Source organism: Streptomyces sp. 6N223, from assembly GCF_052246635.1.
Taxonomy (GTDB): domain Bacteria; phylum Actinomycetota; class Actinomycetes; order Streptomycetales; family Streptomycetaceae; genus Streptomyces.
Window position 1 is genome coordinate 31,611 of the sequence record NZ_JBQQCA010000015.1, and the last position, 13,616, is coordinate 45,226.

Sequence of the window (13,616 nt, forward strand, 5' to 3'; positions counted from 1 at the left end):
AGGAGTGACCCCGGACGTCAGGAGAATCGGGCTACGAAGCGGCGCTGCCAGGGCGTCTCGACGGCGCGGCGGGCGTAGTGCTCGCGGACGTAGGCCACGGCCTCCTCGCCGGGTACGCCGTCGAGCACCGCGAGGCAGGCCAGGGCGGTGCCGGTACGCCCGACGCCGCCGCCGCACGCGACCTCGACGCGCTCGGACGCGGCCCGCTCCCACGCCTCGCGCAGCGCCTCGGCGGCGTCCGCGCGGTCAGCGGGCAGCCGGAAGTCGGGCCAGCGCACCCACCGGCTCTCCCACTCGACCGGGGGCGGTTGGCGCCCCAGCAGGTAGAGCCCGAACGCCGGCACCGGCCCGCCGCCCCCGCCCTTGCCCTTGCCCTCCGGCAGCGGCCGCCGCAGCCCCCGCCCGCGCACGAGCCGCCCGGACGGCAGCCGCAGCACGCCTGCGGCGGCCGGATCCCAGGTGGCAACTCCCTTGTTCGTCATGGCGCGAGCGTAGCCCGGCAGCCAGGGCCGGGCCCGTGCGCCTGCCCCTTCGCTAACCCTCCGCTACCCCTCCGCCCGCGCGGCGTTGGCCAGGATCGCCTCACTCAGGAACGCCGCCAGTCCGGGCCGGATCGCCTCGTAGGTGCGGGTGAACCGCTCGTCCGCGACGTACAGCTCGGCCAGCCCTCGGTGGAGCTCGTAGCCGCAGTCGTAGAAGTTGCGGCAGATCTGCTGCCGGTGCTCCTCGGCCAGATCCATCGCCGCCCCCGTCTCCGCCCCCGCGCCGGAGTCCATCAGCTCGGCCAACCGCTGGTTGAGCTCCTCCCCCTCGCGCTTGATCCGCAGCCAGTCCTCCTTGGTGTACGCCGCCGCCCGCCGCTTCGACTCGCGGTAGGCGTCGGTCCCGCCCCAGCGGCGTTCGACCTCCTCCCCGTACTCCCCGGGGTCGAACTCCCCGAAGACCTCGAACCGCTCCTCCGGTGTCAGCCTGATGCCCATCGTCCGTGCCTCCATGGCTCGTTCGACGGCCGTGGCCATGGCGCGCAGCCGCGCCACCCGCTCCGTCAGCAGCGCGTGCTGACGGCGCAGGTGCGCCATCGGGTCGGCGCACGGGTCGTCCAGCAACGCGGCGATCTCCTCCAGCGGGAAGCCCAGCTCCCGGTAGAAGAGGATCTGCTGCAGCCGGTCGACCTCCGCCTCCCCGTACGCCCGGTGCCCGGCGCGCGTGCGCTCGCCCGGGACCAGCAGCCCGATGGCGTCGTAGTGGTGCAGCGTCCGCACCGTCACGCCCGCCAACGCCGCAAGCTGCCCGACCGCGTAGCCCACGTCCGTCTCTTTCCGTCCGGTACGCCGACCACGGTGCCCCCTCACGTTACGTAAGGTGCAAGCCGCGCCCACCGCGACTGCGACGGTACGCACCTTTTTCGCGCCGTACGCAGCCAAAACGTCGCACTCGTCGGGATCATGCTCAGCCACCTCAGCCACCTCAGCCAGACCAGCCAGCTCGTCAGGACATCCCGCGCGGCTAGGCTGCCGCCATGCCCCTCGCGGCCGTCACCGTCCCCCAGGCGTTCCCCTACCAGGGCAGCAAGCGCGCCCTCGCGGGTCACATCCTCTCCCTCTTCCCCGACGGTGGCGTCCCGCGCCTGATCGAGCCCTTCGCGGGCTCTGCCGCGATCTCCCTGGCCGCACGCCGCCACGCCGTGGCCGGGGCCGTCCACCTCACCGACGTGAACGCCCCGCTGATCGCCCTGTGGAACCTGATCATCCACGACCCGTCGACACTCCTCGCGGCCTACGCCCGCATGTGGCACGAGCAGCACCCCGACCCCCGCGCGTACTACCTCGCGGCGCGCGACGAGTTCAACGCCACCCACCGCCCCGAACTCCTCCTCTACCTCCTCTGCCGCTGCGTGAAGGCCGCCGTCCGCTACAGCCGCACCGGCGACTTCAACCAGGCCCCCGACCACCGCCGCCTCGGCGCCCGCCCTCCCCACCTCGCGGCCCGCATCACAGCCGCCTCCCACCTCCTGCGCGGCGCGGCGACGACCGCCACCCAGTCGTACGCCGACCCCCTGGTGAACGCCGATGCCGACGACCTCGTCTACCTGGACCCGCCCTACCAGGGCACGAGCGACGTCCCCGACCCCCGCTACCTGACCGGCCTGCGCCGCGAGGCGTTCGCCGACACGCTCCAGGCGGCCGTGGACAACAAGGTGTCCTTCATCGTGTCGTACGACGCGGTGCGCGAGGACAACAAGTACGGCCAGGCCCTTCCGGACGAACTGGGCCTCACCCACCGCCACGTCGTCGCCGGCGTCTCGACCCAGGCCACCCTCCAGGGCCGCAGGCGCCTGACGGTCGAGTCCCTCTACCTCTCCCCCGCACTGGTGAGACGCCTGGGGGGCGAGCCGGAGATCGACAGGCTACTCAGCCCACTGCCGCGACAGCGCCAAAACGACACCATTCCGTGGTAGAATTTGGTGTCTTTTTACCGAAGGGGTCCCCGTGTCGCGAACCATGATTGATCTGGACGATGAGATGGTCGAGCGGGCCAAGGAGATCTACGGAACCAAGACCAAGGCCGCAGCTGTGCGAGCCGCGGTGGAAGATGCCGTCAAACGTCACCTGCGTCAGCAGTTCGCCGACGCCGTCAAGTCGGGTGAGCTCGACTTCAGCGAGATCGTCGAAAAGACGAGGGTGCAGAACCCGCAGCCCGAGGACCCGAAGGCGGCTGCGTGACCCGTCCGTTCCTCGTAGATAAGTCCGCTCTGGCTCGCTGGCACCGGCCGTTGGTCGCCGAAGTCCTCGATCCGCTGCATGAGCGCGGGCTTCTGGCGATCTGCCCGGCCGTGGAATATGAGCTCACATACAGCCTTCGCGGTAAGACTGAGCTCGGCGCTCTGACTACCTGGTTGCGCGGCTTCGACTATCTCTACTGCGAGCACGTAATTGCGGAGCGTGCGCTTGAGGTGCAGCGCGAGTCAGTCAATCGGGGCTTCCACCGCGCCCTGTCGTTGTCTGACCTGTTGATCGCGGCAACGGCGGAGCGCTATAAGACCGTCGTGCTGCACCACGATGCCGACTTCGACATGATCGCCAGCATCACGCAGCAGCGCTGCCAGTGGGTAGTGGAACCGGGCAGCGCCGACTGAGTGTTCTCATCCGGTGGCAATGAGAAACGCGGCGGCGGCGCATATCACGGACACCGCGCTCAGGGCGGTGGCGGCCAGGTGGACCCAGGTCCCGGTGGGTATGGGCGGCGGGGACGGCACCGGCACCGGCACCGGCACCGGCACCGGATCCGGCGCGGGTGCGGGCGCGGGGCGACGGCGGGGCGGGCGCAGGCAGTACGTGCAGCTGAACGTGTGGGTGTGACGGCGGCCGTACACATCCCGGCGGGTGCCGGTCCAGGTCACGAGAACCCGTTCGCGCCCGCACGGCCCGCACGTCCCCGTACGCCACCAGCGCCCGACACCGTCGGCACCACGCGCGAAGAGGGGCTCGCGCTCACGCGTCTCGCGCTTCATCGCCCGCCCCTTAGCTGCGCGTTGAACACGCTCTGCCGATTGACCTCCCGCACCTTCTCGCTCAGCGACTTCTCCTGCTGCGAGGGCGGCTGCGGCTTGGGTTCCGGCGGCTGCTGTTGCTGTTGAACCATCTCGATCCTTCAACGTCCCGGTGTTGCCCTGGCCTGCGGGTCCGTACACTGCGTACTCCCGCCGTCACGCCATCAGCAGAGCAGGTTTCGGGGCGCTTTGAGGCCCTTAACCCCGCCCCCCTCAGGTCAGGTGCGGCGCGCAGAAACGCCATAACGGGAGGTCAGAGCCATGGACGAGGAGTCGCCGCAGGATGTCTTGAGTGAGCCGTCCGTCTTCGGCGTCGAGGCGAAGGCGGTGCGGTTGGGGAAGGGGCTGACGCAGCGACATGTCGGCCTCGGGACGGGCTACTCGGAGGCGTACGTCTGCAAGGTGGAGGCGGGGCAGCAGTTTCCGAGCGAGAAGTACGCCCAGGGCTGCGACAAGGTCTTCGGGACGAGCGGCATGTTCGAGCGCCTGCGGCAGCGCATCCTGGACGACGAGAGCCCGGCGTGGTTCGAGCCGTACTTGCGGCACGAACGCCGAGCGAGCCACATCACGGTCTACTCGGCGACGCTGGTGACGGGCATCCTCCAAACCGAGGACTACGCCCGCGCCGTCTTCCGTGCCGCCCACCCCAGGGCGTCAGCGGACGTGATCGACGGCAAGGTCGCCAACCGCCTGCGCCGCCGCAAGGTCATGGATCGCGAGGACCCGCCGCTGCTGTGGGTCATTCTCCACGAGGCGTGCCTGCGCACGATGGTGGGAGGCACGGAGGTCATGGCCGGGCAGTTGGAGCACCTGCTGACCTCGGCCGAGTCCCCCCACATCGAGATCCAGGTCCTGCCGTTCGCGGCGGGCGTCACGGGCGCGCACATGCTGCCCTTCATCCTGCTGCGCTTTAAGGACTCCCCCAACCTGCTGTACACGGAGACCGCAGTGGGCGGCAGGCTGATCTACGCTCCTGCGGGCGTCGCCGCCGCCCAGGACGACTACGATCGGCTGAGGGCGAACGCGCTGTCACTCGCCGACTCACGCGCCCTGATCGAGACCGTGCTGAAGGAGTACCGATCATCATGAACGCCGACCTGGATCTCGCCGCCGCCGAGTGGGTCAAGTCGTCGTACAGCGGCGGCAACGGCGGCGACTGCCTGGAGTTCTCCCGCAGCTTCCTCCGCCCCGCCGATTCCGAGTGGGTCAAGTCGTCCTACAGCGGCGGCAACGGCGGCCAGTGCCTGGAGTTCTCCCGCACCCTCCACCCCACCATCCCCGTCCGCGACTCCAAAGCCACCCACGACGGCTTGGTCCTCCGTTTCGCCGCACCCGACTGGGCCACTTTCGTCGGCGCCCTCAAGTCCGGTGATCTCTCCACCCATTGACCTGACTCGGGCAGAGGCACCGCGAGGGCCTCGTCACGTGGCGCCCGTCTCCCCCGCCTGGTCCCGCCAGTAGGCGAGGCCCTCCCGGGCTCTGAGGGTGTCGGGGTGGTCGGGACCCAGCACGCGCATCCGGTCCTCCAACACCTCGGCCAACACCACAGCAGCACCCGCCGCATCCCCCGCCACGCCCTGAAAGACCGCGAAGTTGTGCCGGCTGCTGAGGGTGTTGGGGTGGTCGGGACCCAGCACCCGCACCTCGTCCTTCAACACCTCGGCCAACACCACAGCAGCACCCGCCGCATCCCCCGCCTCCCCCCGCCAACGCGCGAGGTTATGCCGGGTAGCGAGCGTGTCGGGGTGGTCGGGACCCAGCACCCGCACCGAGTCCTCCAACACCTCGGCCAACACCACAGCAGCACCCGCCGCATCCCCCGCCACGCCTCGCAAATGCGCGAGGCCCTGCCGCGTGCTGAGGGTGTTGGGGTGATCGGGACCCAGCACCCGCACCGAGTCCTCCAACACCTCGGCCAACACCACAGCAGCACCCGCCGCATCCCCCGTCTCCCCCCGCAAATACGCCAGGCGCGCCCGCGTGCTGAGGGTGTTGGGGTGATCGGGACCCAGCACCCGCACCGAGTCCTCCAACACCTCGGCCAACACCACAGCAGCACCCGCCGCATCCCCCGCCTCCCCCCGCCAACGCGCGAGGTTATACCGAGCTCTGAGGGTGTGGAGGTGGTCGGGGCCGAGGTGGCGAGTTGTAGTGATGGTCAGGTGGTGGAAGTGGTCGTGGGCGGCTGCGACCTGCCCGGACTCGCCGAGGCTGTTTCCGGTGCGGTCCAGCACCGCATGCGCGTCAGGCTGGTACAGCGCGTCGCCAGCGTTGTCGGTCAGGGCGGTGGTGTTGGCGCGCAGGGACCGGGCCAGGGCGGTGTTGCGTTCGATCTCCGGCCAGACGACGAAGAGGGCGTCGGCGGCGGTGCGGGCGAGGTGGTGGCGCTGGTCGGGGGTGAGGGTGTCGCGGATAGCGCGTTGGATGAGCTGGTGGACGCGTACGGCCTGGTGCGGGGTGTCGGGGTCGTGGTCGATGAGGCTAAGCCGGTACAGCGCCCGCAGGGCGAGTACGGCCTGGTCGGCGGTGACCTCATCGCCGGCGTAAGCCAGGGCGGGTGGTGAGGTAAGGACGGTGTCGGGGATGCCGTTGGGGTCGAAGAACGCGGCGAGGTGGAGGAAAGGGCGGGCCAGGCCCGCTGGGCGGAGGGTGTCGGCGTGGTCGAGGGACAGCGCCAAGGCGGCGGCCGTGGTGTGAGTCTGCCCGTCGGGCAACACGTCGGGGGCTGCGTCGTCCAGGGCATGGGTGCGGTCAGCCAGCAGCGCCCGGTAGGCAGCACAGCCGAGGCCGGTGTCGGTGAGGTAGGCGGCGGCTTGGGACAACGCCAGCGGCAGGTGGCCCAGTTCGTCGGCGAGCCCGGCCAGTTCCTCGGGCGGTTCGGTACGGCCGTGGAGGGCGAGTGCGCGGGTGAGGTAGGCCAGGGTCTGGTCCGGAGTGAACAGGCCGACCTCGATCAACCGACGCCCGCCACCTACCAGGGCGGCGTCCTTGCGGCGGGTGGTCACCACCGTCCGGCCGTGCGGGCTGACCGGCGGCCACCACCCGTGCACATCAGCCGGATCGGACACGTCGTCCAGCACCACCAGCCACCGGCACGGCCGCTGGGTGAGCTTGGGCTCCAGCCACGCCAGGAACGCCCGCGCCGCCACCTCCGGCCGGGCCGGGTCCGCGCCCAGCACCTCCACACCCGCCTGTGCCAACCCCGACACCACCGCGCTCGCGCTGGCGGCAGTGATCCACACCAGCAGATCCACCTCGCCGCCCCGCAACGCCGCCCGCGCGTAGTCGGCGGCCAGCTGAGACTTGCCCACCCCGCCCATCCCCGTTAGCACCCCGCCCGGAGCTGCGTCGGCCGACTCGATGACCGCCGTCCCGCCTCCGGCCAGGGTCTGCCGCAGCCGGGCTGCCTCGGCCCGGTCCTGGAAGCTGCCCGCGCGTGGGGGGATCACCCCCACCTGGTGCGGCCACGTAACACGTGCGGCGTACTGGTGCAGATGGAGCTGGCCGACCGCCCCGGCAGCGAAGCTGCCGCTCACGGCCGTCACTGAAGGGCTGGTGCTGGTGCCGGGTTCCGTCAGCCCCGATCCGGGCCCGGCTGCGGAGGGTTTGCCGTGGGTGGCGGCGACCCGATCGTGACGTCGCCCATCCGCAGCGCGGCGGCCGAGCCGCCCTCCGCGTGGATGTCCACGTTCCCGCCCACCACCTGCACATCACCACCCGCCTGAAGCTTCCTCACCAGCTCCGCCAAGGCCGTGGCGAAGTCGTGGTCCCGCTCGGCGGCGTCCGCCACGGAATCCACAAGCCGCCGCCGGGTGCGTTCCGAGGGCTCCTCCTGGCCCGCCTCGGCCTCCTCCACCGCCCGCTCCAGCGCCGGGTCTCCGCCCAGCCTGCCGGTGACCAGCTCCCCCAGCCGGTCCACCTCCGTGTCCCCCCGCCCGGCCACCGGCCGGGCCTTGCTCACCAACCACGCGAAGACGTACCCCACGGCGATCTCCACACCAGGCACGACCACAGCCCCCTCACCCCGGCCGACGACGGCACCACTCCGACCGTACCTCCCGGCACCCGGACAACTCCCCCCCGCGACAGACCCGTTACCCGCACTCGCGGGTATGGCGGCGGCTCAAGCGGGATCGTTGACGTCGGCAGCTTCCAAGATCACGCCGCGGCGATGGCCTCCTCGTCGTATTCGAGGCGCAGGGTGATCCGCGCGCCGAGGGCAGCAGCATAGGTACGCATGGTGTCGAGGTTGTGGATCTCGCCGTGCTCGATCTGGGAGACCCGTGCCAGGCTCATCCCCAGCTTTGCGGCAACCTGCGACCCCGTGAGACCCAGCTTCTCCCGGAGCTCCTTCAGGTGGTAGCCGAGGACGTAGGCATCCGTAGCGATCCGCGCCGCCTCCTCGCGCGCCTGCCACTCCTCATCGGAGATCTCTGCGTGAAGTTCGCGCATCCGCCGCTTCACGTCTTCCCAGTCGCTGTACACGGTCATCCGTGGAAGATCCTCTGGAAGGTAGTCCGACTATTACGGAATGTAGTTGCAAGTAGTGTACACTTCTCGGCATGAGTGACACCTACGCCATGACCGAGGCCCGGGCGAAGTTCGGCACGCTGGTGCGTCGGGCCGGGAACTCACATGAGCGCATCACCATCACCGACCACGGTCATCCTGTCGCCATACTGATCAACCCCCAAGATCTCGCCGATCTCGAAGACGCCTTGGCCGTGGCGCAGTACAAGCAGCGTGTCGCCGAAGGCACCACGGAGCTCGTTCCTCACGAGGAGGTTCTCCGGCGGCTTGGGCTGGATCGGAAGTGATCTACCGCATCGACTGGGATACTCCCGCGATCAACTCGGCGGCAGGCTTTCTCAAGAATGACCCCGGTGGCCTGCAGCAGGTCATGGACGCGATCGACCGCCTCGCACACGATCCGCGGCCGGAAAACACCTTCGCCTACGGCTCGGAGAACCTGCGCAGGATGCGCGTAGGGATGTACCGCGTCTTCTACGAGATCTCGGACGCGACGGTCACGATCATCGTCCTCCACCTCGGCCACACGGCCTGAGCCCGTCCCGTCAGTCCTGGGTCTCCTCGTCGTTCCCCGGGCCACCGTCGATGATGTCGTCGCCCGGGCCGCCGTCGATGGTGTCGTCGCCGGCCTCGCCGTAGAGCGCGTCGTCGCCGTATTCGCCGAAGATGATGTCGTCGCCGCCCCCGGTGCGGATCTCGTCGGCGGCGCCCTCCCCGGTCGTGAGCCCCCGATCGCCCCAGATGAAATCCTCACCGCCGAAGGTGGTGATCGTGTCGCGTCCCGCGTCGCCGTAGACCGAGGTCTCGATCCCCTCGGCGCCGGTGATCGTGTCGTCACCCTCGCCGCCCCGCATGTCGTGCGAGCCGGTGATCGTGTCGTCGCCCTCCTCACCATCCAGCCACCAGCTTGTGGGCAGCGAGGTGGCCATCACGTCGTCGCCGGGCCCGCCCCACACCTCCCCTCCCGCCGTGCTTCCCGCGTCGATCGTGTCGTTCATGTCGCCCAGCGAGACGTAGAACCACCCTTGCCCCTCATCCTCCGGAGCCAGGGAACACACCACCCGCGTGAGGTCGGCCCCGTCGGGATGGGTACAGCCCTCGCCGGCCTCGATCGGGACCACGTCATCGATGACGTAGTCAAGAGGGCCCGCACCGTCGGTGATGGTGACGTCGTTGGCCTGGTCGTCGCCCGCTTGATAGTCGACGATCGCGGACAGCTGGCTGCCCCCGGGGGGATCGACGGAGGCCGTGGCCCCCTCCTGGGCCGACGCAGGCGACGCGGGCCATAAGGCGATGCCCGTGCCCGCGACGGCGGCAACGCCGAGGGTGGTGACGTTGCTCAGGTGGGTGCGCATCTTTCGCATGCTCTCCCCTTCGTCGGGTCGTCATTGACTCGTCGGCGACGGCGCACAGTTCGCACGCGGCACTGCCGCTCCGCATGGTAGGAGCGGGTGGCGACGAGCCCAAGACCGCATCGCCAGCGAGCGGTACCGTTTTCTTGTGTCGGCCCCAGAACGCTCCGCTTGAGCATCAGCGCCAGCGAGGCGCTCCGCAAGAGACGGCGTACCTTCTGACGGATGAGCTCGGCCTTACTGACGCCGGTGGCCGCAGCCGCGCGTCCATCTTGATCACACTACGTATGTGCACCACCCTCCATACGTCGCCGCAGAGACGCCCGTCAGACCAAGCGGCTATGGTTCACCCCGAAACATCGCGAACCACAACGGGGGAAGGACAACGCCGTGTTCGGGATCATTCGACCGTGCCAGCACCGGCTGCCGGACGGGCTGGCCGCGGAGTGGAAAGGCCACCTGTGCGGGCTGTGCCTCGCGCTGCGCGGTGAGCGCGGGCAGGCGGCGCGCGTGGCGACCAACCACGACGGGCTGCTGATATCGGTGCTGTACGCGGCGCAGGCCGAGCCCAGCGAGGACGACTGGCGGACCGCCGGGCCGTGTCCGCTGCGCCGCATGCGACGCGCGACCGTGGCCCAGGGCGAGGGGGCGCGGCTCGCGGCCGTGGTGTCGCTGGTGCTGGCGGCGGCCAAGATCCGTGACCACGTGGCCGACGGGGACGGCGCGCTGGCGCGCCCGCTCGTGGCCACCGCCGCGCGGCGGGTCGCGGGCAGCTGGGAGGCGGCCGGGGCACGCGGCGGGGCCGGGCTGGGCTTCGACTCCGGCGTTCTGGTCGCGGCGGTGGAGCGGCAGCGCGAGGTGGAGGCGTTGGCCGGGCCGGGCACCTCCATCCTGGCGGTGACGGAGCCGACCGAGACGGCGGTGGCGGCGGCGGTCGCCCACACCGCGATCCTCGCCGAGCGGCCGGGGAACGCCGAGGCGCTGGCCGAGGTGGGGCGGCTGTTCGGGCGGGTGGCGCACCTGCTGGACGCGGTCGAGGACCTGGAGGCGGACCGCGAGGCCGGGGCCTGGAACCCGATCGCGGCCACCGGTACGCCGCTCGCGGAGGCCCGGCGTTTGTGCGACGACGCCGTGCGCGGCATCGCCCTCGCCCTGGCCGACGTGGAGTTCACCGACGACCGCCTGATCCGCGCGCTCCTGGTGGACGAGTTGGACCACGCCGTGCACCGGACCTTCGCCCACGCGGGCGCGTACGGCGGGTACGGCCCGGTCGAGCACGAGACCTGGTGGCAGCGCAGGCGCCGGAAGCGGGCGGAGAAGAAGGCCCGCAGGCGGCAGCAGCGGCAGCGGCGGAGCGACAAGAGCGACTGCTGCGACTGTTGTGACTGCTGCGACTGCTGACGACGTGCCCGCCGTCGCGCTGCGGGCGGCCACGCCGTGCGCTCGGAGTTCTGCTTCCGGCCAGTGTCCGGAACACGCGATGGCTTCGTCGGCGCGGTCGGCCGTCAGTAGTGGTAGCGGGCCTTGACGATCTTCACTTCCTTGTCGTCGGCCCGGTAGACAAGCCGGTGTTCGTCATCGATCCGGCGCGACCAGTAACCCGTGAGGTCGCCCTTCAGCGGCTCCGGCTTGCCGATGCCCTCGAAGGGAGTGCGCTGAATTTCGGCGATCAAGCGTGTGATCCGACGGGCCGTCTTCCTGTCCGACGCGAGCCAGAACAGGAAGTCCTCCCAGGCGGCCGGGTCGGAGTTGACATTCCTCACGCCTCACCCCCGGCCATGTCCCGAAGCTCGTCGATCGTCCGGGCAACCCCGGACTCGCCCGCCCTGTCCCGGGCGATCGCTTCCATGAGCCGCTGGGCATTGGCAGGGGAGCGCAGGAGATAGACGGTCTCCTGCCAGGAGTCGTAATCATCAGCGGACATGAGGACGGCGTCCCCCGCCTTGGACGTGATCCGCACCGGGTCGTGGTCGGTGTTGACACGTTCGATGAGTGGGAACAGGCTCTTCCTGGCCTCACTGGCACTGATGCTCATACGCTGCGCCCCCTTCTGGACGGTACAGGATAGTCGTACCGTAGCGGTACGAGGTTCTGGTACCACTAAGCACAGTGCCGCGTACGCCGCCGGGCGTACTCAGTCCTGGGACGGGGACGGGGACGGGCGGAGCAGGTGGGCGAAGGCGTCGAGGTTGCGGGTGGACTCGCCGCGGGCCGTGCGCCAGGCGTACTCCTTGCGGATGGCGGTGGCGAAGCCCATCTCCAGCAGGGTGTTGAAGGAGCCGTCGGCCTGTTCCAGGACGGTGCCGAGGATCCGGTCGATCTCCTCCGGGGTGACGGCGGCCAGCGGCAGCCTGCCGACGAGGTAGATGTCGCCGAGCCGGTCGAGGGCGAACGCCACGCCGTACAGGCGGGTGTTGCGCTCCAGCAGCCAGCGGTGGACGGCGGCGTGGTTCTCGTCGGGGCGGCGGACGACGAAGGCGTTGACGGAGAGGGAGTGGCTGCCGAGGCGGAGCGAGCAGGTGGTGGAGAGCTTGCGCGTGCCGGGGAGGGTGACGACGTAGTGCCCGGGCTCCGGGCTCTCCCACGCGGCGCCGGAGTCGTCGAGCGTCTCCTCGATGACGCGGCGGGGAGCGGGGGCGGGCGCGGGCGTGTCGTCGGCAGCGGCCATGGGCTGATGGTAGGCGGACGAGACGGCCTTCACCCCCGGGTGGGGTGCCGGGGTGCGGGCGGCCGGGGCCCGGGGGGCGGAGCTCCCGGGCGGCGGGGCGCTCGGCTCAGCCCGCGCGGCGAGCGCTCAGCGGCGTACGCCCCGCAGCGTCGCCAGCGCGCGGGCGCGCAGTGCGCGGGCGAGGCGTTCCTCCACGGCGCTGGTGTAGACGGCGAGGGTCTCGGCCGCCGTCGTCGCCCAGCCGAAGCGGCGGGCGTGGCGGGCCGCCGCCGCGCCGAGGCGGTGGGCCAGGTCGGGGTCGTCGGCGAAGCGGCGCAGCGCGGCGGCGTACTCGGCCGGGTCGTGGCCGTCGATGAGGTAGCCGGTGACGCCGTCGCGGACCGCGACCGGCAGGCCGCCGACCGCCGCCGCGATGACCGGCGTGCCGCAGGCCTGCGCCTCGGCCGCGACCAGGCCGAAGGACTCGTTGTAGGAGGGCACGACCAGCACGTCGGCCGCCCGGTACCAGTCGGCGAGCTCGGGCTGCGAGACGGGCGGGTGGAAGCGGACGAGGTCGGCGATGCCGAGCCGGGCGGCCAGCTTCTGCAGCCCCTCGGGGCGGGCGAGGCCGGTGCCGGAGGGGCCGCCGACGACGGGCACGGTCAGGCGTTCGCGCAGCGCCGGGTCGTGGTCGAGCAGCGCGCGCACCGCGTGCAGCAGGATGTCGGGCGCCTTCAGCGGCTGGATGCGGCCGGTGAAGAGGGGGATGAGGGCGTCGCGCGGCAGCCCGAGGCGGGCGCGGGCGCGTTCGCGGCCCTGGCCGCCGCCGGGGTGGAAGACCTCCAGGTTGACGCCGGGGTGCACGACGGCCGTACGCCGGGGGGCGGCGTCGTAGTGGCGGACGAGTTGCGAGGCCTCCTCGGCGGTGTTCGCCACCAGCCGGTCGGCGGCGCGCGCGAGCTGGGTCTCGCCGATGATGCGGGTGGCGGGCTCGGGTGTGTCGCCGCCGGCGAGGGAGGCGTTCTTGACCCTGGCCATGGTGTGCATGGTGTGTACGAGCGGCACGCCCCAGCGCTCGGCGGCGAGCCAGCCGACCTGGCCGGAGAGCCAGTAGTGGCTGTGGACGAGGTCGTAGTAGCCGGGGTGCTGTCCGGCCCAGACCTGGGTCATGCCGTGGCTGAACGCGCAGAGCTGCGCGGGCAGGTCCTCCTTGCGCAGCCCCTCGTACGGGCCGGCGTCGATGTGCCGCACGAGCACGCCGGGGGCGAGGCGTACGGCGGGGTCGAGGGCGGGGGAGGTGGCGCGGGTGAAGATCTCGACCTCGATGCCGAGGGCGGCGAGCTGGCGGGAGAGTTCGACGACGTAGACGTTCATGCCGCCCGCGTCGCCCGTCCCCGGCTGGTGGAGTGGGGAGGTGTGCACGCTGAGCATCGCGACCCGGCGGAGCCGGCGGATCTGTGGCACGAAGCCTCCTGACGTCGGCCGGTCCGTGGACCTTCCCGGCTTACCCGTGAACCGGCACCGGACCATGCTGGCA

At 71.0% G+C, this 13,616-nt stretch carries 20 protein-coding genes; 9 read left to right on the forward strand and 11 right to left on the reverse strand.

The annotated features are described in order from the left end of the window. Positions 1-17: 17 nt before the first annotated feature. Together ACTWQH_RS12045 and ACTWQH_RS12050 are read right to left on the reverse strand one after the other, a co-directional pair. Positions 18-482, reverse strand: a complete 465-nt coding sequence (locus ACTWQH_RS12045) for a protein-tyrosine phosphatase family protein (protein ID WP_443286447.1) — start codon at positions 480-482, stop codon at positions 18-20. Positions 483-545: 63 nt separating this feature from the next. Next, complete coding sequence (locus tag ACTWQH_RS12050) at positions 546-1,307, reverse strand: MerR family transcriptional regulator (protein WP_443286448.1); 762 nt, start codon at positions 1,305-1,307, stop codon at positions 546-548. A gap of 212 nt (positions 1,308-1,519) precedes the next feature. On the opposite strand from ACTWQH_RS12050, the gene ACTWQH_RS12055 reads away from it, so the two are divergent. Genes ACTWQH_RS12055 through ACTWQH_RS12070 form a run of 4 tightly spaced genes read left to right on the forward strand, consistent with a single transcriptional unit; the run spans position 1,520 to position 3,359 of the window. Next, a complete protein-coding gene (locus tag ACTWQH_RS12055) occupies positions 1,520-2,458 on the forward strand; it encodes a DNA adenine methylase (RefSeq protein WP_443286449.1) in 939 nt (312 codons plus the stop codon). A gap of 31 nt (positions 2,459-2,489) precedes the next feature. Further along, a complete protein-coding gene (locus ACTWQH_RS12060; protein ID WP_443286450.1) occupies positions 2,490-2,723 on the forward strand; it encodes a type II toxin-antitoxin system VapB family antitoxin in 234 nt (77 codons plus the stop codon). After that, positions 2,720-3,136, forward strand: a complete 417-nt coding sequence (locus ACTWQH_RS12065; protein WP_443286451.1) for a PIN domain nuclease — start codon at positions 2,720-2,722, stop codon at positions 3,134-3,136. The genes ACTWQH_RS12060 and ACTWQH_RS12065 overlap by 4 nt, the downstream gene beginning before the upstream one ends. A gap of 13 nt (positions 3,137-3,149) precedes the next feature. After that, positions 3,150-3,359 (forward strand): hypothetical protein, encoded by a 210-nt coding sequence (locus ACTWQH_RS12070; protein ID WP_443286452.1) that lies wholly within the window; start codon positions 3,150-3,152, stop codon positions 3,357-3,359. A 148-nt stretch (positions 3,360-3,507) separates the two neighbouring features. On the opposite strand, the gene ACTWQH_RS12075 is transcribed toward ACTWQH_RS12070, so the two are convergent. Next, positions 3,508-3,642 (reverse strand): hypothetical protein, encoded by a 135-nt coding sequence (locus ACTWQH_RS12075; RefSeq protein ID WP_443286453.1) that lies wholly within the window; start codon positions 3,640-3,642, stop codon positions 3,508-3,510. Between the two features lie 196 nt (positions 3,643-3,838). On the opposite strand from ACTWQH_RS12075, the gene ACTWQH_RS12080 reads away from it, so the two are divergent. Both ACTWQH_RS12080 and ACTWQH_RS12085 read left to right on the forward strand, forming a co-directional pair. Beyond that, positions 3,839-4,639, forward strand: a complete 801-nt coding sequence (locus ACTWQH_RS12080; protein WP_443286454.1) for a helix-turn-helix domain-containing protein — start codon at positions 3,839-3,841, stop codon at positions 4,637-4,639. Further along, complete coding sequence (locus ACTWQH_RS12085; protein ID WP_443286455.1) at positions 4,636-4,938, forward strand: DUF397 domain-containing protein; 303 nt, start codon at positions 4,636-4,638, stop codon at positions 4,936-4,938. Before ACTWQH_RS12080 ends, ACTWQH_RS12085 begins: the two co-directional genes overlap by 4 nt. Positions 4,939-4,971: 33 nt before the next feature. Here ACTWQH_RS12085 and ACTWQH_RS12090 read toward each other — a convergent pair whose 3' ends face one another. From ACTWQH_RS12090 to ACTWQH_RS12100, 3 genes are all read right to left on the reverse strand, one after another. Next, positions 4,972-7,086 (reverse strand): tetratricopeptide repeat protein, encoded by a 2,115-nt coding sequence (locus tag ACTWQH_RS12090; protein WP_443286456.1) that lies wholly within the window; start codon positions 7,084-7,086, stop codon positions 4,972-4,974. Between the two features lie 38 nt (positions 7,087-7,124). Further along, positions 7,125-7,556 (reverse strand): hypothetical protein, encoded by a 432-nt coding sequence (locus ACTWQH_RS12095; protein ID WP_443286457.1) that lies wholly within the window; start codon positions 7,554-7,556, stop codon positions 7,125-7,127. Between the two features lie 152 nt (positions 7,557-7,708). Then, entirely contained in the window at positions 7,709-8,041 is a 333-nt protein-coding gene (locus tag ACTWQH_RS12100; protein ID WP_443286458.1) for a helix-turn-helix domain-containing protein, read from the reverse strand. 71 nt (positions 8,042-8,112) lie between these two features. Between ACTWQH_RS12100 and ACTWQH_RS12105 the strand changes: the two genes are divergently transcribed. Both ACTWQH_RS12105 and ACTWQH_RS12110 read left to right on the forward strand, forming a co-directional pair. Next, positions 8,113-8,367 carry a type II toxin-antitoxin system prevent-host-death family antitoxin gene (locus tag ACTWQH_RS12105; protein WP_443286459.1) on the forward strand — a complete coding sequence of 85 codons (255 nt, stop codon included), beginning with the start codon at positions 8,113-8,115 and terminating at the stop codon, positions 8,365-8,367. Beyond that, positions 8,364-8,615 (forward strand): type II toxin-antitoxin system RelE family toxin, encoded by a 252-nt coding sequence (locus ACTWQH_RS12110; protein WP_443286460.1) that lies wholly within the window; start codon positions 8,364-8,366, stop codon positions 8,613-8,615. The genes ACTWQH_RS12105 and ACTWQH_RS12110 overlap by 4 nt, the downstream gene beginning before the upstream one ends. A 10-nt stretch (positions 8,616-8,625) precedes the next feature. Here ACTWQH_RS12110 and ACTWQH_RS12115 read toward each other — a convergent pair whose 3' ends face one another. Continuing rightward, positions 8,626-9,444, reverse strand: coding sequence for a calcium-binding protein (locus tag ACTWQH_RS12115; RefSeq protein WP_443286461.1), 819 nt, complete (start codon positions 9,442-9,444; stop codon positions 8,626-8,628). 378 nt (positions 9,445-9,822) lie between these two features. Between ACTWQH_RS12115 and ACTWQH_RS12120 the strand changes: the two genes are divergently transcribed. Then, the gene (locus ACTWQH_RS12120) at positions 9,823-10,833 is read left to right on the forward strand and encodes a DUF5685 family protein (RefSeq protein WP_443286462.1); all 1,011 of its coding nucleotides are present in this window, start codon (positions 9,823-9,825) and stop codon (positions 10,831-10,833) included. A gap of 104 nt (positions 10,834-10,937) precedes the next feature. Here ACTWQH_RS12120 and ACTWQH_RS12125 read toward each other — a convergent pair whose 3' ends face one another. The 4 genes from ACTWQH_RS12125 to mshA form a co-directional block, all read right to left on the reverse strand. Continuing rightward, positions 10,938-11,195 carry a Txe/YoeB family addiction module toxin gene (locus ACTWQH_RS12125; protein WP_443286463.1) on the reverse strand — a complete coding sequence of 86 codons (258 nt, stop codon included), beginning with the start codon at positions 11,193-11,195 and terminating at the stop codon, positions 10,938-10,940. Continuing rightward, positions 11,192-11,467 carry a type II toxin-antitoxin system Phd/YefM family antitoxin gene (locus ACTWQH_RS12130; protein WP_443286464.1) on the reverse strand — a complete coding sequence of 92 codons (276 nt, stop codon included), beginning with the start codon at positions 11,465-11,467 and terminating at the stop codon, positions 11,192-11,194. Before ACTWQH_RS12130 ends, ACTWQH_RS12125 begins: the two co-directional genes overlap by 4 nt. A 99-nt stretch (positions 11,468-11,566) precedes the next feature. After that, on the reverse strand, positions 11,567-12,100 hold the full coding sequence (locus ACTWQH_RS12135) for a YbjN domain-containing protein (protein WP_443286465.1): 534 nt from the start codon (positions 12,098-12,100) through the stop codon (positions 11,567-11,569). A gap of 126 nt (positions 12,101-12,226) precedes the next feature. After that, complete coding sequence (gene mshA / locus ACTWQH_RS12140) at positions 12,227-13,510, reverse strand: D-inositol-3-phosphate glycosyltransferase (RefSeq protein WP_443286554.1); 1,284 nt, start codon at positions 13,508-13,510, stop codon at positions 12,227-12,229. Positions 13,511-13,616: the final 106 nt, after the last annotated feature.

Coding starts and splice junctions, on each gene's coding strand:
- ACTWQH_RS12045 (WP_443286447.1), bottom strand. CDS start 482: ATGACGAACAAGGGAGTTGCCACCTGGGATCCGGCCGCCGCAGGCGTG.
- ACTWQH_RS12055 (WP_443286449.1), top strand. CDS start 1,520: ATGCCCCTCGCGGCCGTCACCGTCCCCCAGGCGTTCCCCTACCAGGGC.
- ACTWQH_RS12075 (WP_443286453.1), bottom strand. CDS start 3,642: ATGGTTCAACAGCAACAGCAGCCGCCGGAACCCAAGCCGCAGCCGCCC.
- ACTWQH_RS12085 (WP_443286455.1), top strand. CDS start 4,636: ATGAACGCCGACCTGGATCTCGCCGCCGCCGAGTGGGTCAAGTCGTCG.
- ACTWQH_RS12100 (WP_443286458.1), bottom strand. CDS start 8,041: ATGACCGTGTACAGCGACTGGGAAGACGTGAAGCGGCGGATGCGCGAA.
- ACTWQH_RS12105 (WP_443286459.1), top strand. CDS start 8,113: ATGAGTGACACCTACGCCATGACCGAGGCCCGGGCGAAGTTCGGCACG.
- ACTWQH_RS12115 (WP_443286461.1), bottom strand. CDS start 9,444: ATGCGAAAGATGCGCACCCACCTGAGCAACGTCACCACCCTCGGCGTT.
- ACTWQH_RS12130 (WP_443286464.1), bottom strand. CDS start 11,467: ATGAGCATCAGTGCCAGTGAGGCCAGGAAGAGCCTGTTCCCACTCATC.
- ACTWQH_RS12135 (WP_443286465.1), bottom strand. CDS start 12,100: ATGGCCGCTGCCGACGACACGCCCGCGCCCGCCCCCGCTCCCCGCCGC.
- mshA (WP_443286554.1), bottom strand. CDS start 13,510: ATGCTCAGCGTGCACACCTCCCCACTCCACCAGCCGGGGACGGGCGAC.